We start from the raw sequence: 20905 nt of genomic DNA on the forward strand, positions 1-20905 counted from the left end.
ACAGGCATCTCCCACCCAGCAAAATCAACAAGCTTACCGCCGAGTTCGACGTGCAAGTCATACAAGGGGGTGCGTTTTAAATCGGTCATATCTCTAGCCTTTCAATCAGCGGGACTGGTCACGAACAACCATGACGGTGCAATGCGCGTTGCGCACGACACGGGCCAGATTCGGGCCAATCTCATAGTTCGGGAAATCGCCTTTGGTCGACGCCATGACGATCAGATCAAAGCCGTCCTTGTAGGCCAGCTTCAGGATTTCGCGGTAGACGCTGCCTTCTTCGATGTGAATTGCAACGTCGGAGGCATTGGCATGATCCAGAATGGCCTGAACCGCATTACGCACGTGCTCCTTGGCACCGGCGCCATAGTTGGCGGGCAGGTTCGGCAGCTGGATGATCTCGGGAATGACGGCAACCGCATGCAGTTCAGCACCGTAGAACTTTGCTTGTTCCAATGCGGTCGGCAGGGCCAATTTCCACGAGCGTTCGTCAGTGGGGTCAATAGGCAGCAGGATTTTCGTGGCCATCACGTCTCTCCTCGAGATATGGAATTCTGTTTGAATGCGGGGGGCCGGCGCGGCCCCCCCTGTTTTCTTTTGGGGCCGGATTACTCGGCAGGTGTTCCGCCCGGTTCTTCGGACTTGCCACCCGAGGCAAAGAACTCTTTCGTCAGTTTGAAGACGATCGGGCTCAACAGGGCCAGGGCGATCAGGTTCGGGATAGCCATCATGGCGTTCAGCGTATCCGCCAACAGCCAGACAAAGCCCAGATCCGCAGTCGCGCCGAAGTAGATCGCGATGATCCACAGGATGCGGTAGGGGAGCAGGGATTTGACGCCCAGCAGGAACTCGACGCATTTCTCGCCGTAGAACGACCAGCCAAGGATGGTGGTGAAGGCAAAGATCGACAGTGCGATTGCGATCAAGTGACCGCCGCCCGGCAGAGAGGTCGCAAATGCCAGTGAGGTCAGGGCAGCGCCCGATTCACCCGAGGTCCATGCGCCTGTCGAAATGATCGCCAGACCAGTGATCGAGCAGACGATGATGGTGTCGATGAACGTACCCAGCATCGCGATCAGGCCCTGGTTGACCGGACCTTTGGTCTCGGCTGCTGCGTGTGCAATCGGAGCCGAACCCAGACCGGCTTCGTTCGAGAACACGCCCCGTGCCACACCAAAGCGGATCGCGGCCCATACGGCTGCACCTGCGAAACCACCTTCGGCCGCCGAAGGAGTGAAGGCATAGGTGAAGACCAGCGACAGCGCGTTGCCAATCTCACCGATGTTGATGATCAGAACCAGCAGGCCAGCGATGATGTAGGCAATTGCCATGGCCGGAACCAATTTACCGGCAACCGCACCGATGCGGGTAATGCCACCCAGAATAACGGCTGCGGTCAGCACCATCAGAACAACGCCAGTGACCGAGGTGTTCACGCCGAAGTTCGATTCCAGAACCTGAGCAACACCGTTGGCTTGTACGCCGTTACCGATGCCGAAGGCCGCGATTGCACCGAACAGGGCAAATGCTACGCCCAGCCAGGCCCATTTTGCGCCGAGGCCGTTTTTGATGTAGTACATCGGGCCGCCAACAAAGTTACCGAGCTCGTCTTTTTCACGGTATTTCACCGCGCAAACGGCTTCGGCATATTTGGTGGCCATGCCCACCAGGGCGGTCATCCACATCCAGAACAAGGCGCCCGGACCGCCCAGGAAGACAGCAGTGGCCACACCGGCGATGTTACCCGTACCGATGGTCGCCGACAGCGAAGTCATCAGCGCGTTGAACGGGCTGATTTGCCCATCGCCTTGACCCTCACGGCCTGCAAACAAAAGCTTGAAGCCTGTGCCAATGCGCAGGATCGGCATGAATTTCAGCCCTACCTGCAGGAAGAAGCCGACGCCAAGGATGAGGACCAGCATCAGCGGCCCCCATACGACGCCATTGATGGCTCCTACGATTGAATTTAACGCTTCCATGGTTTCCCTCCCATTTGCGTTTGGTTTATGCCCCGTTGGCGATGGCCCGCTGGCGGGCCTGCTTGAGGGCGGCAAAATCTTCGTCGGCGTGGAACGACGAACGTGTCAGCGGTGTCGCCGACACATGCAAAAAGCCCTTGGACCTTGCGATCTGTTCCAGTTGGGCGAACTCTTCCGGTGACCAGAACCGGTCAATCGGGTGGTGTTTTGGTGTCGGCTGCAGGTACTGACCCACGGTCAGAAAATCGACCTGTGCGGCGCGCAGGTCGTCCATCACCTGTCGAACGTCGTTCAGGCTTTCGCCCAGCCCAACCATCAGGCCGGATTTAGTGAAAATCTCGGAGTTGGCGCGTTTTGCATCGTCCAGGAGGCGCAGAGATGTGTAGTAGCGCGCGCCAGGGCGCACCGTCGGATACAAGTGCGGGACGGTTTCCAGATTGTGGTTGAACACATCCGGTGCGGCGTCGAAAACAACATCGGCAGCGCTGCCTTTGCCCAGAAAGTCGGGGGTCAAAACCTCGACCGTGGTTTCGGGGTTCTGATGACGCACAGCGCGGATTGTCTGGGCGATATGTTCGGCTCCGCCATCCGCCAGATCGTCGCGGTCAACGGATGTAATGACCACATGGCGCAAGGCCAGCTTCTTCACAGCTGCCGCGACGCGGCCCGGTTCAAACACGTCCAGCGCATCGGGGCGTCCTGTGGAGACGTTGCAGAAGGAACAGCCGCGCGTGCAGACCTCGCCCATGATCATCATGGTGGCGTGGCGCTTGGACCAGCATTCGCCAATATTGGGGCAGGCGGCCTCTTCGCAGACCGTTGCCAGATTGTGGTCGCGCATCAGGCGGCGGGTCTCGTAATATTCGGGCCCGTCGACCTTTTTCTTGCGAATCCACTTGGGCTTTCGCGGGATGACGCTGTCGGCCTTTTTGGCTTTTTCCGGATGGCGGGTGCGAAGCTGGATGGTCATCTGGCTGTTCCCTCTCAGGCGTGGATTGCGCGGCCCATGGCGTCCAGGCAGGCTTCCTTGACGGCCTCGCCCATTGCCGGATGCGCATGACAGGTTGAGGCGACTTCGCCGACGGTTACGCCCTTGGTCATGGCCAGAACCAGCTCGGCGATCAGGTCACCGCCATGTGCGCCGCAGATATGCGCGCCCAGGATTTTGCCATTTGGGTCGGCCAGTACTTTGACGGCTCCGTCTGTCTCGCCAGTCGAACGCGCGCGTGAGTTGGCCATGAAGGCAAACTTGCCGACAGCGTATTCGGACCCGGCTTCTTTCAGCGCTTCCTCTGTCAAACCGACCGAAGCGACCTCGGGGTCCGTATACACAACGCCAGGAACGGTATTGTAGTCCACATGCCCGGTTTCACCGGCCAGCATTTCGACACAGGCGACGCCGTCTTCTTCGGCCTTGTGGGCAAGCATCGGGCCGGGGACACAGTCGCCAATCGCATAGATGCCGGGAACCGAGGTGCGGAACGACGTGTCCACCTGAATGAAGCCGCGCGGGTCAAGGGCTATCCCCAGATCTTCCAACCCAAGCCCGCGCGATACGGGGCGGCGTCCGACGGCGATCAGAACCTTGTCGGCTTCGATCACCTCTTCCTTGTCTTTGCCGACCCGGTCCAATGTCAGCGTCAGCCCAACGTTGGTTTTGTCGATGGTTTTCAGTGCGCGCCCCAGCTGAAACTTCAGGCCACGCTTTGACAGGGCGCGCTGTGCGAGTTTTGCTATCTCGCCGTCGATTCCGGGCAGAATGCGGTCAAGATACTCAACAACCGTGACCTTCGCGCCCAATCGGGACCAGACCTGTCCAAGTTCCAGGCCGATCACGCCAGCACCGACGACCACCAGATGTTCGGGAACAGCATCCAGCGCGATCGCTCCGGTCGAGCTTAGGATATCCTGCTCGTCAATCTCGATCCCGTTTAGCGGGGTTGGCTCGGAACCGGTGGCGATCAGGATGTTTTTGGCTTCATAAACATCGTCGCCAACTTTGACCTGCCCGTCAGAGGGGATACTGGCCCAGCCCTCAACCAGATCGACGCCGTTTTTCTTGAACAGAAACGCAATGCCCTTGGTCAGATCGCCGACGATCTTGTCCTTGCGACCCATCATCGAGCTCAGGTCGATGCTGGCCCCCTCGACAGCAATGCCATGGGAGGAGAGATGTGCAAGCTCGGCATACTTAGCCGAGGAGGTCAGCAACGCTTTGGAGGGTATGCACCCCACATTCAGACAGGTTCCGCCAAGCGAACCGCGGCCTTCAACGCAGGCGACTTTCATGCCCAGTTGTGCTGCGCGGATTGCTGCAACATATCCGCCGGGTCCGCCCCCGATGACGATTAGGTCGTAGATACTCATTGAACGGTCTTTCAGTAGATCGGGTGGCTGGCGCAGAGTGCGCGGACTTTTTCGCGGGTTTCGGCTTCGATCTTCGCGTCGCCCTCGGGGGATTGGGCCAAGGCCTCGAGCACGTCGCCGATCAGGTGACCGATCTGTTTGAACTCTTCCGGTCCAAACCCGCGGCTGCAGCCTGCTGCGGTACCCAGCCGGATACCGCTGGTCACGGTAGGTTTTTGCGGATCGCCCGGCACGCTGTTCTTGTTGCAGGTGAAACCGGCACGCTCCAGCGCGGCTTCTGCGTCTTTGCCGGTCACGCCCAGCGGGCGCAGATCGACCAGCATCAGGTGGTTTTCCGTGCCGCCCGAAACGATGTCACATCCACGCGCCATCATGACGTTTGCCAGCGCCGATGCGCTATCCACAACGCGTTGCATGTAGTCCTTGAATTCGGGCTTTAGCGCCTCGCCAAACGCGACAGCCTTACCGGCAATCACATGCATCAGGGGGCCGCCCTGAAGGCCGGGGAATACGGCCGAATTCATCTTTTTCGCCAGCGCCTCGTCATTCGTCAGAATGATCCCGCCGCGCGGACCGCGCAGGGTTTTATGTGTGGTCGAGGTAACCACATGCGCGTGGCCGATAGGCGAGGGGTGCAGCCCGGTTGCGACCAGACCGGCGATATGTGCCATATCCGCCAGCAGCCAAGCGCCGACCTCATCCGCAATGGCGCGGAAGCGGGCGAAATCGATCTTTTGCGAATAGGCGGATGCGCCAGCGATGATCAGTTGCGGCTTTTCGGCTTTCGCCAGTTCTTCGACCTGATCATAGTCAATCAGACCGGCATCGGTCAGGCCGTACTGAACCGGGCGGAACCACTTGCCGGATTGTGCTGGTTTGGCACCGTGCGTCAGGTGGCCACCCGCATCCAGTGACATGCCCAGGATTGTGTCGCCGGGGCTGAGCAGGGCCAATTTAACAGCGCCGTTTGCCTGCGCGCCCGAATGGGGTTGAACGTTGGCGTATTCGCAGCCGAACAACTGTTTCAGACGGTCGATGGCCTCGGATTCAACTTCGTCTACAAATTCGCAGCCGCCATAGTAGCGACGGCTAGGGTACCCTTCGGCGTATTTGTTGGTCAGGACTGACCCTTGCGCGTCGATCACAGCTTGCGAGACAATATTCTCGGACGCGATCAATTCGATCTGTTCAGCCTGACGTTTGCCTTCTCGCGCAATTGACGCAGCGACAACCGGATCTGCTTCGGTAAGCGACGTTTTGAACATGGTTTCCTCCTCAGGCACCGAATCCTCAGTACGAAATTTTGTTTCCTATAGTGGAATTCGTGCAGCTAAAGCAACATATATCTCACATTTGTGAAGTTGTGTGGTTTGAGGGAAATCTGTAACCTCTGGTAAAACAGGGAGATTTTTATGGGCGACGAAACGCGCGGTGATGTTTCCTCACCGGAAGATCAGGACGAAGGTGAGGTTCTGGGGCGTTCCATCCGCGATGCGCGACGTGCAAAAGGCTGGACTTTGGAGGAAGCCGGACGCGCGGCGGGAATCGGTCGGTCCACTTTATCGAAGATCGAAAACAACCAGACGCGGCCAAGTTTCGACATCGTGCGCAGGCTGACGCAGGCGCTGGATATGAGCACGCCGCAGCTGTTTCTGCAGTCCGGGCAATCGGGGATTTCGGGAAGGCGCGACTTTACTCCGAAAGGTGAAGGCGAGATAAAAAGCACACCGACCTATTTGCACGAATTGCTGTGTCCCGAGCTGACCAGCAAGCGGATGCTGCCTTATATCGCGACAATCAAAGCCCGCGACCTGTCAGAGTTCGAAAACTGGATTCGGCATACGGGCGAAGAGTTCATGTATGTCATCAGCGGAGAGCTGATTTTTGTGTCAGAGCATTACCGCCCGCTGCCGATGAAGGCTGGTGACTCGCTTTATTATGACAGCGGGATGGGGCACGGGTGCATTTCGACCAGTGAGGAAGATGCGAAAGTGCTGTGGGTGTCACTCGAATAAGCACGACGTACAAGGCATGAATAAAAGCGGCCCCAGCGGCCGCTTTTTTGGATAAGACGGTCACCGGGTCAGGTGTGGCCCAGTACCTTGCGGGCAACGCGGAAACACTCCAGCGCTTGCGGGACGCCACAGTAGATGCCAATCACGTGGATGATGGCTCGGATTTCCTCGGGCGAGACGCCGTTGTTGATCGCACCTTTGCAGTGAATTTCCCATTCATGCATCTTCCCAAGCGCGCCGATCATGGACAGGTTCATCATCGATCGCGTTTTGGCATCGATCACGTCATCGCCCCAGCCAAACCCCCAGCACCACGCCGTCATCGCTTCTTGAAACGGGCGAGTAAAGTCATCGGCCGCTGCTAGGTTCTTTTCTACATATTCCGCACCAAGCGTGTTCTTGCGCTGTTCAAGGCCTTTCAGAAACAGGTCCTCGTCAAAAATGTCTGCCATGTCTTCTCTCCGGTGTATCAGCCAGTCAGCCGATGTTTGTACAGGTGGTCGTAGTGGGGTTTCATCCGGCGGTACACCTGTTTGACCCGATCCGGCGCGTCCGAGATCGAGATATGTTTGCGGGGCTGCGGAGCCAACCCCGTCGAATTGGCCAGATTGGCGTGGAACGACCCGCCATCCCACCAAGAGTGCGCGGATGGGTCGCCACCGGGTTCCCAACTCAACGCGCCTTCCAGAAACGGGATGCCGACCGCTTCGCAAAAGCGTTCGGTCATGGCGTGCGGGTTTTCCAGCAGGTCATCACTGTCGATGACAGGTGGGGGCGTGCCGTTCAGGGTTGTAACCAGATCGAACAGGGCCCGCTGTTCTGGAAAGCCGACCTCACCTTCGGCGAAGTCGGGCCATTGTTTGTACATTGAGGTTATCGTTTTTGCCGGATCGCGGATCAGGAAGGCGTGGTTGAAATTCGACAGGAACTCGGCGTCCCACATGTGATTGATGTAATGCGGGAAATCCTTGATGAAGACAGGCCTGTTCTGCGCGCGCGCCTGAATGTCGGCCCAAACCGTGTCCAGTGTCAGGCCCGGTGTCGTCACATCCTCCGGCTGGAACCTGTGCCACAGCGGGTCTTCACCCTGATACCACGCTTCGCCAAAGGGTTCGTGCAGACAATCCAGATCTCCGCGCTGTCGCATCATCCATTCAAAAGCAGTGGACGTAGAGCGGGGCACCGCCCAGAGCGCGAGGACTTTGTTCATGTCGATGATCCTTTGAAGTGAAGTTTATAGCCGCCCCAGAAGTTGCCCGCGGGGTGTTTCCGGCGCGAGGTTGAGGGATTTGAAGATGCGCCAGTACAGCGCGATGTCGTGGCCGATCACCGGTTTGCCAAGCGCGGCCTCAAGCGTATCCGCCAGATGCAAGGGGCGCTGTGGCAGGCCATTCGGCCCCGTGCGGAAATTGCACATGCCGTTGATCAGGATCGCATCGGCCTGCGGGGCCTGCTCGGCCACGTATTCGAAGCTTTTCATCGCGATATCACCGTCAAAAACCCAGCGGTAGGAATTGACCTCCTCCTGGCTGCTGAACCATCCCTGATCGTGGAAATTACCGGCATACAGCACGTCGAACCCGGCTTCTTTTAGAAATCCGACGGTGCCCCGCCACCATTCAGGCCAGTGGTAGGCCGCGTTCAGGGCGACCTTTTCAACATTCATCTCGCGCAGCGCTTCGACCATGGCGTAACCGGCCATGTGGAACTGTGTACCGTACTTGTCCGACAGATCCGCGCAATGCTGCCGGACCCCTTCGACGCCTAACCCACAGGCGTGGACCCAGTTCGAACCGACCTGCCCGCAAACATCGACGCCGTTGCGGGACATACAATGGACGAAATCCTCGAGCATGCCGAAGTTCTGTTTCCGCTGGTCCAACCCGTGCACGTAGTTCAGGACGTGCAGCATCCAGCCATGCACACCGACCGTTTCAGGGCACATGCGTAGGAAGTCTGACGGGGCCGCATCGAAATCAAAAGGTGGGCTGGTAAACCCAACTTGATGGGGGAATAGCTTGTGTTCCGGGCGCCAGTCTTCGGGCATCAACATGGGTGGGTCACCTCGGTCATTAATCCACAGCTTCGCGCATCCATTGCTGAAGTCGCGCGATTGAGTGTTCGGACATCACGCCGCATCTTGGGTCCAGAACCAGCGGCCCGGGGCTGTAGCCACGGGATTTCAGGCCGCGGTGAACGCTTTCGACAAGATGGATGTCTTCCTCGACCGTGGTTTCACGGTCCTGTACAGCCAGTTGCCGGATCACCGCGCTTTCCGAGCCGCCCTCGGTGTACCAGCCGCGCCAGACGGTGCAGCGGTCGGCATCGACCGCGCGCCAGTGATAGGTGTTGAGCACATTGCCCGGGTAGCACTGGAACGAGAACATGGGCCACAGGAACCACGACTGATAATCGCCCGCATGGGGCACCGACAGATCGATGGGGTAGGTCATCTTGTCGAGGCTCTGACACTCTGTCGTATGGCGCAGGACATAACCACCCCCTGCGTCGGGCTGGATGTCATAGGTCTCGGGCTTGACCACGCCTTCCGCAAAGGTCGGGTGGTTGGTCGGGCAGTGATAGCATTCCGAGTAGTTCTCGATGCTGACCTTCCAGTTGCAGTTCTCGGGGATCTTGACCCATTCCAGTGGCTCCAGATCGTCGATATGCGGAACAAAGGCACGGATTTCCTCGCGCACGCCGGGGTACCATTCATCCATCGGCGCGGCGTCATCGTCGAGATTGACGAAGATGAATCCGTTGAACACCTCGGTCCGAACCGAGTTCAAGCAGATGGCACTGCGGTCAAAGCCGGGTACAGATTTGATGTTCGGCCCGGCGCGCAATTGACCGGACAGCTCATAAGTCCAGGCATGGTAGGGGCAGACCACGACCCGAGTGTTGCCTGCGCCCGTCACCATCTCATGTGCGCGGTGCTGGCAGACGTTGTAAAAAGTTCGGATTTCCCCGTCGCGGCCGTGAATGCAAAAAAGGTTCTGTCCAGCAATCTCGAAGGTGAAGTAATCCCCTGTCTCGCGCACCTGGGCGACGTGACCTGCAAATTGCCACGTTCGGGCCAGTAATCCCTGCATCTCTTGCTCGAAGATCGCTGGGTCAGTGTAATACCGGGCGTCCAGTGAATGCGTCAGAGGTGCGTTCATTCGGGTTCCTCCGCGTAGAGGCCAAGCTGGTGGCGGCGCCGGTGAAATCGTTCTACCCGCTCGACGATCTCATCGCTGGAAACGGCAATCACAAAGGACAGCAGCGTTTCCAGCAAGGCGATGGTCGAAACCGAGGACGGAAAGAACTGTGGTGTGTCGGCGGCAACGACAAAACCGTGTTGTGCGTTCAGGATCACCGGGCTGGCCGGGCTGTCTGAAATTCCGATGACGGTCATTCCCTGTTGCCGCGCCAGTTTGATCGCGTCGATGACTTCAGTGCGGTAGGGGTGGCAGGTGATCGCGATCAATACGTCTTGCTGGTCAGCCCATGCCAGATCATCCACCGGAGTAGAGCCGGGACGCGGGATGGCGTGAAACTGCTTCATGCCGGTTGAGGCCAGATAGGTGAAGTTTCGCGCGTTAGAATTGTTGACGCCCACACCCAGTGTGAAAATCTGGCGACAATTCCAGATTTCCTCGGCCGCGGCCTTCAGGTTTGCGGCGTCGATCCCGGCAAAGGTTTCTTCGATATTGCGGATCGCGGCGCCGATCATATCGGCATAGAGGCCGCCCAGTTCCCCTGACTTGCCGATGTCCTGCAACCAGCGGGCGCGGTCCGGAAATGACACTCGTCCCTGCCGGATCGCATCCCGGAACGGGGCGCGAAAATCTTCGTAGCCCTCGAACCCCACCTGCCGCGCCATGCGGACAAACGTGTTGGGTTTGACTTTCGCCGCCTCGGCGATCTCTCGCACGGTAGAAACTCCAACATCGGTTGGGTTTTCCAGCACGTAACGCGCGGCCTTCTGCGCTTCGGGCGTAAGGGCGTCCCATTCCTCGGACAGGCGATCCAGAACAGTTGATGATACATTTGTGTCATTCATGATTGACGATGGTACATTTGTGGAATTAGCCTGTCGAGCAGAAACGCGACTCGGGAAGAGGAAAAATCATGTCCGAGAAGAATCTGCCGTCGCATGCCCGCGTGGTGATCGTAGGCGGAGGTGTCATGGGAGTCGGTCTGGCCTATCATCTGGCGCATGAAGGATGGGGCGACGACACCGTCCTGCTTGAAAAGGCCGAGCTGACCAGCGGCAGCACCTGGCACGCCGCTGGGCAGATCACGCATTCGACGTCCAGTTTTGGGTTGGGTAAATGCGTCGACTACAACATCAGCTTGTATTCTGGCCAGCTGGAGGCCGAAACCGGCCAGCCGGTGACGTGGCATGGCTGCGGATCGTTCCGTCTGGCCTATACCGAGGATGAAATGGACTGGCTGCGCCACACCCTGTCGGTGGGCCGGTCGCTGGGGTTCAACATTGAGCTAGTCGGACCTGAAAAGGTGGCCGAACTGCACCCGTTCTACAATCTCGAAGGCGTGTTGGGTGCACTGCACACGCCTGATGACGGGCATGTGGACCCGACCAACGTCACCATGGCAATGGCAACTGGAGCGCGGCAAAAGGGTGTACGCATCTTCCGCAACTGCCGCGCCACCAACATTACGCAGGCCGAGAATGGCGAGTGGGTGGTAGAGACCGCACAGGGCACCATAACTTGTGAGCATGTGGTGAACGCTGGCGGCACCTATGCCCGTCAGATGGGCGAATGGTCGGGGCTGCAACTGCCCATGACCTCGATGACCCACCATTACTTCGTGACCGAGCCGGTGCCCGACTTCCAGAATCTGGACAAGGAACTGCCCGTGATCCGCGATGACCGCAAGGTCTCGGGCTACATCCGGATGGAGCAGCAGCGCGGCCTGATCGGGATTTACGAAAAAGAAAACCCGAACTCGGTCTGGCATGATCATTGCCCCTGGGAATACGAGAACTGGCTGTTCGATGCGGATTACGACCGGGTGATGCCCTGGCTTGAAGAAAGCCTGAACCGGATGCCGATCTTTGCTGATCTGGGCATTCAACGTGACGTGCATGGGGCGATTTCGCACCCGCCCGACGGCAACCCGCTGATCGGGCCAGCGCCGGGTGTTCGGAACTATTGGTGTTGTTGCGGGACGCAGATCGGCATCGGCTGGGGGCCAGGTCTGACCCGCGAACTGGCGCGCTGGATGGTGCATGGGGCGGCCGATATCTCGATGCGCGAATTCGACCCGCGCCGGTTTGGGGCGTATGCCACCAAGGATTGGCAGGTGATCAAGGCCGAGGAAGACTACTGCCTGCGCCATGAAATCCCTTTCCCGCATTTCAATCGTCTGGAAGGCCGCCCGATCAAGCCATCGCCGCTGTATGAGCTGCTGAACTCCAAAGGCGCAGTGCATGAAGAGGTCCATGGGTTCGAACGCCCCCGCTGGTTCGCGCGGGATGGGGTTGAGCAGCACGATCACTACTCCTTCCGCCGCACACCGGCAGACGACATGGTCGCGGCTGAAGTCAATGCGGTGCGCGAACGGGTCGGCATCATGGATGTCACCGCTTTCACCAAGGTCGAGGTTTCGGGCCCAGACGCCCACGCCCTGCTGGACCGGTTGACCGCCAATCGGATGCCGCAAAAGGTGGGCTCGATCACGCTGACCCATATGTTGAACCGACGCGGGCGGATCGAATTGGAAACGACGATTGTCCGCAAGGCCGAGGACCGCTTCTACCTGGTCTGTGCGGCCTTCTTTGAACAGCGCCTACTGGATCATCTGGCACACGAGCGTGCCGGTGAGGATGTACAGATTACCGCGCTGTCCACCGACTGGTCGGCCTTGTCGCTGAACGGTCCCCGGTCACGCGACGTACTGTCCCGCTGCACCGATGCCAATCTGACCAATGCCGGGTTCCGCTGGCTGTCCGCGCAGGAGATCACCATCGCAGGCCACAAGGTCTGGGCTTTCCGCATGTCCTATGCAGGTGAGCTGGGATGGGAACTTCACATGCCCAATGCCGCCTGTCTTGACGTCTACAACGCGCTTTGGGCCGCGGGTGAGGCACATGGCATCACCGACTATGGCAGCTTTGCCATGAATGTGATGCGGATGGAGAAGGGGTTCAAGGGCGCGGGCGAGCTGACCAACGAGGTCACTTTGGCCGAGGCTGATGTGCTGCGCTTTGCGCGTACGGACAAAGAGTATCTGGGCAAAGACAAAACCCTGAACACTGACTTGCCGTGGGTGTGTGCCTATCTCGAAATTGAGCCGGATGGTGAAATTGACGGCCACGGTGGAGAAGCGGTGATGCTGGGCGGACGTGTAGTGGGTTCAACAGCCTCAGTCGTCTATGGGCACACGGTCGGCAAGATCCTGGCCTTTGCGTACATCAAGCCCGAGGCTGCTGCCCCTGGCACCGAGTTACAGGTCGTGATTCATGGCCAACCCCGCGCGGCCCGTGTTCTGGGCGAACCTGCTTATGATCCGCAAAGCCTGCTGCCCCGCACCGACGCTATTTTGGAGACTGCATAATGAGCTTGCCTGACAAAATGAAGGCCATGGTCACAATGGGCCATGGCGGCTTAGAGCAAATGGTGCTGCATAAGGACTGGCCGCGCCCGGAACCCGCGGCCGGCGAGGTGTTGATCAAAGTCGCTGCCTGAGGGCTAAACAACACGGACGTTAATACGCGGTCCGGCTGGTACTCAAAAGCCGTGACCGATGCGACGACGGGCGACGCATTCGCGGAAGTCAGTGACGAGGATCCGACATGGGGCGGCGCGCCCATCACTTTTCCCCGAATCCAAGGGGCAGATATCTGCGGGGAAATCGTCGCCGTGGGTGGCGGTGTCGATCCCGGGCTGATCGGTCAACGCATTATCACCGATGGCTGGCTGCGCGACCCGTCTGATCCGGGCAATAAGGACAAAACGGGCTATTTCGGCTCGGAACGGGACGGTGGTTTTGCTGAATACGCCACAACCCTGGCGGTCAACGCGGTGCCGATCTGGTCCGACCTGTCGGATGCCGAACTGGCCACGTTCTCGTGTTCCTATTCGACCGCCGAAGGCATGCTGACCCGCGCAAATGTAACTGACACTGACACGGTTCTGGTGCCCGGAGCCTCGGGCGGGGTTGGCGGTGCCTTGGTGCAACTGGCCAAACGCCGGGGTGCCCGAGTCATTGCACTGGCGTCAGAGGCGAAACACGCAGACGTGGCGAAACTGGGCGCGGACATGATCCTGCCACGCGCTCCGGAAAACCTGCGTGCGGCGCTTGGCAATGAAAAGGTCACCGTTGTAGCCGACGTGGTTGGTGGCCCCTACTGGCCCAACCTGATCGACATTCTGGAACGTGGGGGGCGCTATACATGCTCGGGCGCGATTGCCGGGCCCATGGTCGAATTTGACCTGCGCACATTCTACCTGCGTGACCTGACCTTCACCGGCTCTACCGTGATTGATCCGCAGGTGATGCGTAACATCGTTCAGTATATCGAGGCCGGTGAGATCAAGCCCGCCCTGGCCGCGACATTTCCGCTGGAAGAGTTGCGCGAAGCGCAAGCCGCTTTCATTGCCAAGCAGCACACCGGCAACATCGTGGTGATCCCATGACGATGGACGACGTTCTCGAAGCTGCCCGACAGATGCATCAATCACATCCTGAGCTTTCAGAATTCGGAGCCTGGCCTGATGACCTGACGCCAACGGATCAGGAGCCAAACCAAATCCCTGCCGTCGAACTGATTCAGCAAACTGACTTCGCGACCGGGCACGCAACGCGATCCCTTTCAGACGCGATCAGGGCAACCGCACATCTGGCGCAGTGGAAACACACCTATACGGAGGAAGAGGTCGGAGCCGATTTCCTTAATCGCTATGGCTATTATGAGCTGTTCGGCCCAACCGGGCATTTCCACTCGACCCAAATGCGCAGCTACGTCGCTTACTGGGGGGCGGGCCTGAATTATGATTGGCACAGCCATCAGGCCGAAGAACTCTATCTGATCGTAAGCGGTGGGGCGATGTTCCGCGTCGAAGAAGACGAGGCTTATGTCGGCCCCAATCAGACACGACATCACTGCAGCTGGCAAAGTCACGCAATGACAACAACCGACGAGCCAATTCTGGCTTTCGTTCTGTGGCGAGGACAAGGATTGAACGATTTGCCACAAATGGATGCGGCATGAAAACCATTCCGATACCTATCTGGCCATCCCAATGTGGGCATGCCTGTGTTGGGAAATGGCCCAGTATGCCGATTGAGGAGTTCCGTTTATGAGACCGCAAGCCGAAGCCACTCAGATGATTGATGACGCCCGCGTGCGTGTGACGCGGTTTGACTTTGCACCGGGGGCCGAAACGGGATGGCATCGCCACGCAATGGACTACGTCATCACCGCCATAACCGATTGCCATATGCAGCTGGAACTGCCCGATGGTTCGGTCAATGAAGTAACGGTTGCTGCGGGAGTAACTTATCGCCGCGACGAGGGTGTCGAACACAACGTGATCAATGCCGGGGACGCGCCGATGACCTTTGTTGAAGTGGAACTGAAATGAAAATCACTCGTCTTTCAGTCTACCATGTCGACCTACCGCTTGAGCATCCGTATTGGCTGTCTGGTGGGCGGTTGAAGTTTGAAACGCTCGACGCAACGATTGTAAAGATCGAAACCGATTCAGGTCTGACCGGTTGGGGCGAGGGTACTCCGTGGGGCCACACATATGTCCCGGCACACGGGCCGGGTATTCGCGCCGGGATTGAGACGATGGCGCCATTCATTCTTGGCCTTGATCCGCGACGGGTGCTGGATGTCGAACGGGCGATGGATATCGCTCTGCCTGGCCATCTTTATGCCAAAAGCCCCATTGATATGGCTTGCTGGGATATTGCGGGTCAGGCGGCGGGCCTGCCGATCGCCGATCTGATGGGCGGCGGGTCTCGCACGCCGCGCCCGATTGCCTCGTCGGTCGGTGCGAAGACCGTCGAAGAAACGCGCGAAGTGATGGAGCGCTATCGCAGCCGCGGCTACGTTGCGCATTCGGTTAAAATCGGTGGGGATGTAGAACGCGACATTGCGCGCGTCCGCGATGTCGAAAGCATCCGACGCCCCGGCGAGATCGTCCTTTATGACGTCAACCGCGGCTGGACCCGGCAGCAGGCCCTGCGGGTGATGAGCGCCTGTGAGGACCTGAATGTGATGTTTGAACAGCCCTGCGAGTCGCTGGACGATATCGCCGCGATCTCGGGCCGCCATGCCTCACCCGTTTCGGTGGATGAAAGTCTTGTGACCCTGCAAGACGCCGCCCGCATTGCCCGCGAAGGGTTGGCTGAGGTGTTCGGAATAAAGCTGAACCGTGTCGGCGGCCTGACCAAGGCGGCGCGGATCCGGGACATCGCGCTGGCAAATGGAATCGACATGTTCGTGATGGCCACCGGTGGTTCGGTTCTGGCCGATACCGAGGCGCTGCATCTGGCGGCCACCATTCCGGACGATAATTGTCACGCGGTCTGGGCTTGTCAGGACATGATCACCGTCGATGTCGCTGGCGGGCGAGGCCCACGAAACATCGATGGCCATCTGCATTTGCCGGAAACGCCGGGACTTGGTTTGCACCCTGACGAAGATGCGTTGGGCGATCCTGTCGGGGTTTATCATTGAGGATCATCAGGATAACGCTCTGGGCCGTCGATCTGACCAGCCATGAGACCTATCACATGGCCGAGGGTAAGACCTGCGCGACCGTGACCTCTCATATCCTGTGCCTTGAGACAGATACAGGCTTGAGGGGTTGGGGCGAGGTCTGCCCTATCCCGCACTACCTGCCAGCGTTTGCGGGCGGAGTGCCGGGCGCAGTGACAGAGATGGGCCGCGAGATTCTGGGCATGTCCCCCTTCGGGGTAGATGCGCCGATGCGAAAACTGGACGGGTTCCTGCAGGGGCATCTCTATGCCAAGTCACTCGTCGACATCGCACTTTGGGATTTGTTCGGACAAGCGACGGGTCAACCGGTCTATGCGTTGCTGGGTGGGCGGACACGAAAGGACATGCCGCTGTACCACTCGATCACCTGCGTCGCACCGGATGATATGGCGCGGATCGCCAAGACGGCTTACCAGACCGGCATTCGCCAGTTTCAGGTCAAGCTGGGGGTCGAAGGCGACTGGCAGGCCGACGCCGAGCGTTTGACCAAAGTGCGTGAGGCCGTGGGACGGGGGCCTCTGGTTTATGGCGACTGGAACTGCGGTGCGTCACGCCTGCAAGCTACGCGAACGGGCAGGGCGGTGGCCCACTTGGATGTGATGCTGGAACAGCCCTGCAAAACACTTGAGGACTGTGCGGCGGTTCGGCAGGCCACTGGATTGCCAATGAAAATCGATGAGAACGCCCATGATTTGGCGTCGCTGCGGCGCGCGCATGAGTTGGGCTGCATGGATGCCGTCGCTTTGAAACTGTCTAAGTTTGGCGGGTTGTCGGCCATGCACCGGGCGCGTGATCTGACTGTGCATTTCGGGGCCGAAATCTGTGCCGAATGTACCTGGGGCTCGGATATAGTCACCGCCGCTTCGCTGCATTTTGCGGCCTCGACCCCGCACGGGTCACTGATGAACACGTGCGACCTGTCATCGTATGTGTCACCCCGCATTTGCCCCGACGCACCAAACCGTGAAAACGGCCGGATTGCGCCACCCGAAGGACCGGGGTTAGGTGTTGTGCCAGACCCAGAGGTTCTTGGTCCGCCAATTTTGGAGATCGTTTGAGATGCTGAAAATCAACACCCAATCCGAATGGATCGCCCGCGCGAATGAGGTACTGCCCGCCGGTGGGTTTGGTAATTTCGATCCCGGAATCATCATCGCGCGCGGCGAGGGCAGCCATGTCTGGGATGAAGACGGCAATGAATATGTGGACTACCTGATCGGTTCGGGCCCGATGCTGCTGGGCCATGGTCACCCCGAAGTCATAGAAGCCGTGCTGGAACAGCTGCCCAAGGGCATGACTTTCTTTGCCAACAACGCCCGAGGCATCGAACTGGCCGAGGCCATCGTTGACGCGGTGCCGTGTTGCGAGCAGATCCGCTTTGTGGCCGCGGGGGGGGAGGCGGATATGTACGCCATCCGCCTGGCCCGTGCCTATACTGGCCGTAGCAAGATCCTGAAATTCGAAGGCGGCTATCACGGGATGAGCGCCGAAGCACAGATGAGTCTGGCCCCCAGCCGCCACGTCAACTTCCCCCAAGCTGTCCCGGACAGCGCGGGCATTCCCGACAGTGTGGCCGAGCAGATGCTGATCGCGCCCTTCAATGATCTTGATGCGGTGGCTAATCTACTGGCCGAGCATGATGACGTTGCCGCTATCATGGTTGAGCCGTTGCAACGAATTGTTCCTCCGGCACCCGGATACCTTCAGGGGTTGCGCGATCTTTGCGACAAGCACAGTGTTTTGCTGATTTTCGATGAAATCGTCACCGGATTCCGTTTGGCCTATGGCGGTGCGCAAGAGAAATATGGCGTGACGCCTGATATCTGCACCTTAGGCAAAATCATCGGCGGCGGCTTCCCTTTGGCGGCGCTGGGCGCAAGCACCGAGATCATGCAGCATTTCGACAAAGCGAAAGTAGGCGAGGTAGGCTGGCTGATGCAATTGGGCACGCTGTCGGGTAACCCCGTCGCATCGGCTGCCGGGTTGAAGACAATGGAGGTTTTGCGGCGCGACGGCATGTATGACCATCTGCGTGAAATCGGTGCCCAGCTTCAACAGATGCAGATGGATGCGCTGACCCGGGCTGGCATCCCGCATCAGATCTGCGGGGACGAAACGCTGTTCGACATCTATTTCACCGATGCGGACTGTCGCGACTACCGCAGCGCCAAACATGATGACCCCCGCCGTAACGCCATCTACAACGATTCGCTGCGCGCACATGGGATTTTCAAAGCCCCCGGCAAACTCTATCCGTCTCTGGCTTTGACCCAAGCAGATCTGGATCAGACGCGGATGGCCGTTGAGAAAGCGGTTCAGGCGATCAGCGCAGCCTGAGGGCCAAAAGGCCATAAAATTAAGCGGGCCGCTGTCATTTCTGACAGCGGCCCTAACTGGTTGGATTTCAGGGTCTGGTCTCGCCCCCTCGAATACCACTTAAAAGAGAACGGACTAAAAAAACTTTCGACTATTTCGAGACCGACCCGACTTCACAACCGGTATGAATACTTTATGCACCATCGACGGCACTGTCTCAGTGAAGTAGTTCACTTTTCATAAACTTTTTTATTTTTTCCAATCAAAAAAGCCTGGACCTGCCTGTTTCAGCAGGGATTCTGCCATGGCGCGACCTATTTCAGGGCCATCTGCGACCGACCCTGAGGTGTCCTCGGATATGGATTCGGATCCGTCGGGGCGCAAAACCTCACCGCGCAGGCGTAGTTGATCACCTTTTATTTCTGCCAAACCCGCGATCGGCGTTTCGCAGGAGCCGTCCAAAGCGGCCAGCAATGCGCGTTCCGCCGCCAAACGCTGCCCGGTCTCAGCGTGGTGGATGGCCTCGAGCATTTCGGCTGCACGGGAATCGTCGATACGGCGCTCGATGCCGATCGTGCCCTGGGCGATGGCGGGCAGCATATCTTCGACGGCGATTGCGGTTGCGGGAACCTCCTCCATATTCAGACGCCGGATGCCCGCCATGGCAAGAAACGTGCAATCGGCTACACCATCTGCCAGCTTCTTGAGGCGCGTTTGAACATTGCCCCGGAACTCCACCACATTCAGGTCCGGGCGACGGTTCAGCAATTGTGCCCGCCGCCGCAGCGATGAGGTGCCCACAACTGCACCCTGCGCGAGGTCACGAATCGAGCTCAGGCTGGGTGAGATAAAGGCGTCTCGCACATCTTCGCGCGGCAGAAACGTGTCCAGGACCAGACCTTTTGGCTGTTCAACCGGCATGTCCTTGGTTGAATGCACTGCGATGTCGATATCGCCCCGCAGCACCGCCTCTTCGATTTCCTTGGTGAACAGGCCCTTGTTGCCAATCTCTTTCAGCGGGCGGTCCGCATCAATCATGGCGCGGTTGTCACCAATGGTCTTGATCACCACAATCTCAAACGCGTCTTCGGGCAGATCAAAGGCTTTGCCCAGTCGCTCACGGGTTTCATAAGCTTGCGCCAGCGCCAGCGGTGAGCCACGAGTGCCGATCTTGAGCGGTGATGCGGGGGTTGGCAGGGTCAAAGTCATGGGCACAGCTTTAGTCGCGTCACATTGCCCTGACAATGGGGGCAGAGCTTGACAAATTGCCACTGAGGCACGACCCGTTGCGGCAAACCTGACGATTGGGGACAAAGATGGCCGAGACAAAGAAACTGCTGCGGGCGCTGGCTGGCGAAGTACAGGACGTGCCGCCGATCTGGATGATGCGGCAGGCAGGGCGTTATTTGCCGGAGTACCGCGCAACCCGGGCGCAGGCCGGGGACTTTTTGTCTTTGTGTTATAACCCCGAGTTGGCGGCCGAGGTGACGTTACAGCCGATCCGCCGCTACGGGTTCGACGCAGCGATCCTGTTTGCGGATATCCTGTTGGTGCCGCAAGCTCTGGGTGCGGATCTGTGGTTTGTCACAGGTGAGGGGCCGCGGTTGTCGACGATCAATCAGCAATCTGATTTCGATGCGCTGACACCGGTATCGGATATCCATGAAACCCTGTCGCCGGTGTACGAAACTGTCCGAATCCTTTCGCGAGAATTGCCATCTGAGACCACCCTTATCGGGTTCGCAGGCGCGCCGTGGACTGTGGCGACCTACATGATTGCCGGGCGGGGTACACCCGACCAAGGCCCGGCCCACGCGTTGCGTGAAGAGAACACGGCCTTGTTCGAGGCGTTGCTGGACCGGATCACACTGGCAACGATCGAGTATCTCTCGGCCCAGATCGAGGCCGGAGCGGAGGTGGTCAAAATCTTTGACAGCTGGGCGGGGTCGTTGAAGGGCACCGCGTTTCAGAAATACGCGGTCGAGCCTTGCCGCGTGATTACACAGGCCATCAAAGCGCGCCATCCCGGTATCCCGGTGATCGGCTTCCCGCGCGAAGCAGGTGATGGTTACAAAGGTTTTGCCAAGACCACCGGCGTGGATTGTGTCGCGCTGGACAATTCGGTGTCGCCAGATTGGGCGGTCGAGCATGTGCAGGTGGATGGCTGCGTTCAGGGCAATCTGGCCTCGTCACACATGGTGACCGGCGGACAGGCGCTGGTGGATGAGACGCGTCAGATTGTCGAGGCGTTCTCGAAAGGACCGCATATCTTTAATCTGGGCCACGGGATCACACCCGATGCCGATCCCGATAACGTTCAGCTGATGATCGACACGGTGCGGTCGTGGCGGGAGGTGTAGAGGGGCCAGCCCCTCTTGGCCTTTCGCCAATTCACCCTAGGTTCTGGATCCATTAATTTTGTTGCTGCTGTCTCTGTTGCATGCTTCAAGCCACTGAGTTTCAGAGGTGTATCATGAGCAATCTAT

19 protein-coding genes and 1 pseudogene are annotated in these 20905 nt (G+C 58.8%); 9 read left to right on the plus strand and 11 right to left on the minus strand.

Translation table 11 applies throughout. The features are described from left to right. Positions 1-105 precede the first annotated feature (105 nt). The 5 genes from AC2FJC_RS22435 to glyA form a co-directional block, all read right to left on the minus strand. Entirely contained in the window at positions 106-528 is a 423-nt protein-coding gene (locus tag AC2FJC_RS22435) for a universal stress protein (protein ID WP_496741808.1), read from the minus strand. 80 nt (positions 529-608) lie between these two features. Further along, complete coding sequence (locus AC2FJC_RS22440; RefSeq protein WP_496741810.1) at positions 609-1979, minus strand: alanine/glycine:cation symporter family protein; 1371 nt, start codon at positions 1977-1979, stop codon at positions 609-611. 25 nt (positions 1980-2004) lie between these two features. After that, positions 2005-2949 carry a lipoyl synthase gene (gene lipA, locus AC2FJC_RS22445; protein WP_496741812.1) on the minus strand — a complete coding sequence of 315 codons (945 nt, stop codon included), beginning with the start codon at positions 2947-2949 and terminating at the stop codon, positions 2005-2007. 14 nt (positions 2950-2963) lie between these two features. After that, positions 2964-4346 carry a dihydrolipoyl dehydrogenase gene (gene lpdA, locus AC2FJC_RS22450; protein WP_496741814.1) on the minus strand — a complete coding sequence of 461 codons (1383 nt, stop codon included), beginning with the start codon at positions 4344-4346 and terminating at the stop codon, positions 2964-2966. An 11-nt stretch (positions 4347-4357) separates the two neighbouring features. Further along, entirely contained in the window at positions 4358-5611 is a 1254-nt protein-coding gene (gene glyA, locus AC2FJC_RS22455; RefSeq protein ID WP_496741816.1) for a serine hydroxymethyltransferase, read from the minus strand. 147 nt (positions 5612-5758) lie between these two features. Here glyA and AC2FJC_RS22460 point away from each other — a divergent pair, with 147 nt between their 5' ends. Beyond that, positions 5759-6361 (plus strand): helix-turn-helix domain-containing protein, encoded by a 603-nt coding sequence (locus AC2FJC_RS22460; protein ID WP_058273647.1) that lies wholly within the window; start codon positions 5759-5761, stop codon positions 6359-6361. 68 nt (positions 6362-6429) lie between these two features. On the opposite strand, the gene AC2FJC_RS22465 is transcribed toward AC2FJC_RS22460, so the two are convergent. Genes AC2FJC_RS22465 through AC2FJC_RS22485 form a run of 5 tightly spaced genes read right to left on the minus strand, consistent with a single transcriptional unit; the run spans position 6430 to position 10406 of the window. Further along, positions 6430-6813 carry a carboxymuconolactone decarboxylase family protein gene (locus AC2FJC_RS22465; RefSeq protein WP_058273646.1) on the minus strand — a complete coding sequence of 128 codons (384 nt, stop codon included), beginning with the start codon at positions 6811-6813 and terminating at the stop codon, positions 6430-6432. A 17-nt stretch (positions 6814-6830) separates the two neighbouring features. Then, a complete protein-coding gene (locus AC2FJC_RS22470) occupies positions 6831-7571 on the minus strand; it encodes a sulfotransferase-like domain-containing protein (protein ID WP_496741818.1) in 741 nt (246 codons plus the stop codon). Between the two features lie 24 nt (positions 7572-7595). Continuing rightward, a complete protein-coding gene (locus tag AC2FJC_RS22475) occupies positions 7596-8414 on the minus strand; it encodes a hypothetical protein (RefSeq protein ID WP_496741820.1) in 819 nt (272 codons plus the stop codon). 19 nt (positions 8415-8433) lie between these two features. Further along, entirely contained in the window at positions 8434-9522 is a 1089-nt protein-coding gene (locus AC2FJC_RS22480; RefSeq protein ID WP_496741821.1) for an aromatic ring-hydroxylating oxygenase subunit alpha, read from the minus strand. Then, positions 9519-10406: a MurR/RpiR family transcriptional regulator gene (locus AC2FJC_RS22485; RefSeq protein ID WP_496741823.1), complete on the minus strand. Its 888-nt coding sequence runs from the start codon at positions 10404-10406 to the stop codon at positions 9519-9521. The genes AC2FJC_RS22480 and AC2FJC_RS22485 overlap by 4 nt, the downstream gene beginning before the upstream one ends. 68 nt (positions 10407-10474) lie before the next feature. Here AC2FJC_RS22485 and AC2FJC_RS22490 point away from each other — a divergent pair, with 68 nt between their 5' ends. The 7 genes and pseudogenes from AC2FJC_RS22490 to AC2FJC_RS22520 all read left to right on the plus strand — a co-directional run bounded on the left by AC2FJC_RS22490 (position 10475) and on the right by AC2FJC_RS22520 (position 18440). Then, positions 10475-12928, plus strand: a complete 2454-nt coding sequence (locus tag AC2FJC_RS22490) for an FAD-dependent oxidoreductase (RefSeq protein WP_496741825.1) — start codon at positions 10475-10477, stop codon at positions 12926-12928. Positions 12929-12945: 17 nt separating this feature from the next. Next, positions 12946-14010 (plus strand): annotated as a pseudogene (locus AC2FJC_RS22495) (alcohol dehydrogenase family protein). After that, positions 14007-14585, plus strand: coding sequence for a dimethylsulfonioproprionate lyase family protein (locus AC2FJC_RS22500; RefSeq protein ID WP_496741827.1), 579 nt, complete (start codon positions 14007-14009; stop codon positions 14583-14585). The pseudogene AC2FJC_RS22495 and the gene AC2FJC_RS22500 overlap by 4 nt, the downstream one beginning before the upstream one ends. Before the next feature lie 88 nt (positions 14586-14673). Further along, positions 14674-14958: a cupin domain-containing protein gene (locus AC2FJC_RS22505; protein WP_496741829.1), complete on the plus strand. Its 285-nt coding sequence runs from the start codon at positions 14674-14676 to the stop codon at positions 14956-14958. Next, entirely contained in the window at positions 14955-16061 is a 1107-nt protein-coding gene (locus tag AC2FJC_RS22510; protein ID WP_496741831.1) for a mandelate racemase/muconate lactonizing enzyme family protein, read from the plus strand. The genes AC2FJC_RS22505 and AC2FJC_RS22510 overlap by 4 nt, the downstream gene beginning before the upstream one ends. Beyond that, entirely contained in the window at positions 16058-17161 is a 1104-nt protein-coding gene (locus AC2FJC_RS22515; protein WP_496741833.1) for a mandelate racemase/muconate lactonizing enzyme family protein, read from the plus strand. The genes AC2FJC_RS22510 and AC2FJC_RS22515 overlap by 4 nt, the downstream gene beginning before the upstream one ends. A 1-nt stretch (position 17162) precedes the next feature. Then, complete coding sequence (locus AC2FJC_RS22520; RefSeq protein WP_496741835.1) at positions 17163-18440, plus strand: aspartate aminotransferase family protein; 1278 nt, start codon at positions 17163-17165, stop codon at positions 18438-18440. Between the two features lie 228 nt (positions 18441-18668). On the opposite strand, the gene hemC is transcribed toward AC2FJC_RS22520, so the two are convergent. Continuing rightward, a complete protein-coding gene (gene hemC / locus AC2FJC_RS22525; protein ID WP_496741837.1) occupies positions 18669-19628 on the minus strand; it encodes a hydroxymethylbilane synthase in 960 nt (319 codons plus the stop codon). 107 nt (positions 19629-19735) lie between these two features. Between hemC and hemE the strand changes: the two genes are divergently transcribed. After that, positions 19736-20779 (plus strand): uroporphyrinogen decarboxylase, encoded by a 1044-nt coding sequence (hemE, locus tag AC2FJC_RS22530; protein ID WP_496741839.1) that lies wholly within the window; start codon positions 19736-19738, stop codon positions 20777-20779. Positions 20780-20905: the final 126 nt, after the last annotated feature.

It is taken from the genome of Ruegeria sp. CDSB117, assembly GCF_059611005.1.

What these genes read in the sequence shown, in the direction of transcription:
- AC2FJC_RS22475 (WP_496741820.1), bottom strand. Translation starts at nt 8,414, where the DNA reads ATGTTGATGCCCGAAGACTGGCGCCCGGAACACAAGCTATTCCCCCAT.
- AC2FJC_RS22485 (WP_496741823.1), bottom strand. Translation starts at nt 10,406, where the DNA reads ATGAATGACACAAATGTATCATCAACTGTTCTGGATCGCCTGTCCGAG.
- hemE (WP_496741839.1), top strand. Translation starts at nt 19,736, where the DNA reads ATGGCCGAGACAAAGAAACTGCTGCGGGCGCTGGCTGGCGAAGTACAG.
- AC2FJC_RS22470 (WP_496741818.1), bottom strand. Translation starts at nt 7,571, where the DNA reads ATGAACAAAGTCCTCGCGCTCTGGGCGGTGCCCCGCTCTACGTCCACT.
- lipA (WP_496741812.1), bottom strand. Translation starts at nt 2,949, where the DNA reads ATGACCATCCAGCTTCGCACCCGCCATCCGGAAAAAGCCAAAAAGGCC.
- hemC (WP_496741837.1), bottom strand. Translation starts at nt 19,628, where the DNA reads ATGACTTTGACCCTGCCAACCCCCGCATCACCGCTCAAGATCGGCACT.
- AC2FJC_RS22505 (WP_496741829.1), top strand. Translation starts at nt 14,674, where the DNA reads ATGAGACCGCAAGCCGAAGCCACTCAGATGATTGATGACGCCCGCGTG.
- AC2FJC_RS22500 (WP_496741827.1), top strand. Translation starts at nt 14,007, where the DNA reads ATGACGATGGACGACGTTCTCGAAGCTGCCCGACAGATGCATCAATCA.
- AC2FJC_RS22490 (WP_496741825.1), top strand. Translation starts at nt 10,475, where the DNA reads ATGTCCGAGAAGAATCTGCCGTCGCATGCCCGCGTGGTGATCGTAGGC.
- AC2FJC_RS22480 (WP_496741821.1), bottom strand. Translation starts at nt 9,522, where the DNA reads ATGAACGCACCTCTGACGCATTCACTGGACGCCCGGTATTACACTGAC.
- AC2FJC_RS22440 (WP_496741810.1), bottom strand. Translation starts at nt 1,979, where the DNA reads ATGGAAGCGTTAAATTCAATCGTAGGAGCCATCAATGGCGTCGTATGG.
- AC2FJC_RS22460 (WP_058273647.1), top strand. Translation starts at nt 5,759, where the DNA reads ATGGGCGACGAAACGCGCGGTGATGTTTCCTCACCGGAAGATCAGGAC.
- glyA (WP_496741816.1), bottom strand. Translation starts at nt 5,611, where the DNA reads ATGTTCAAAACGTCGCTTACCGAAGCAGATCCGGTTGTCGCTGCGTCA.
- AC2FJC_RS22520 (WP_496741835.1), top strand. Translation starts at nt 17,163, where the DNA reads ATGCTGAAAATCAACACCCAATCCGAATGGATCGCCCGCGCGAATGAG.
- AC2FJC_RS22510 (WP_496741831.1), top strand. Translation starts at nt 14,955, where the DNA reads ATGAAAATCACTCGTCTTTCAGTCTACCATGTCGACCTACCGCTTGAG.
- lpdA (WP_496741814.1), bottom strand. Translation starts at nt 4,346, where the DNA reads ATGAGTATCTACGACCTAATCGTCATCGGGGGCGGACCCGGCGGATAT.
- AC2FJC_RS22435 (WP_496741808.1), bottom strand. Translation starts at nt 528, where the DNA reads ATGGCCACGAAAATCCTGCTGCCTATTGACCCCACTGACGAACGCTCG.
- AC2FJC_RS22465 (WP_058273646.1), bottom strand. Translation starts at nt 6,813, where the DNA reads ATGGCAGACATTTTTGACGAGGACCTGTTTCTGAAAGGCCTTGAACAG.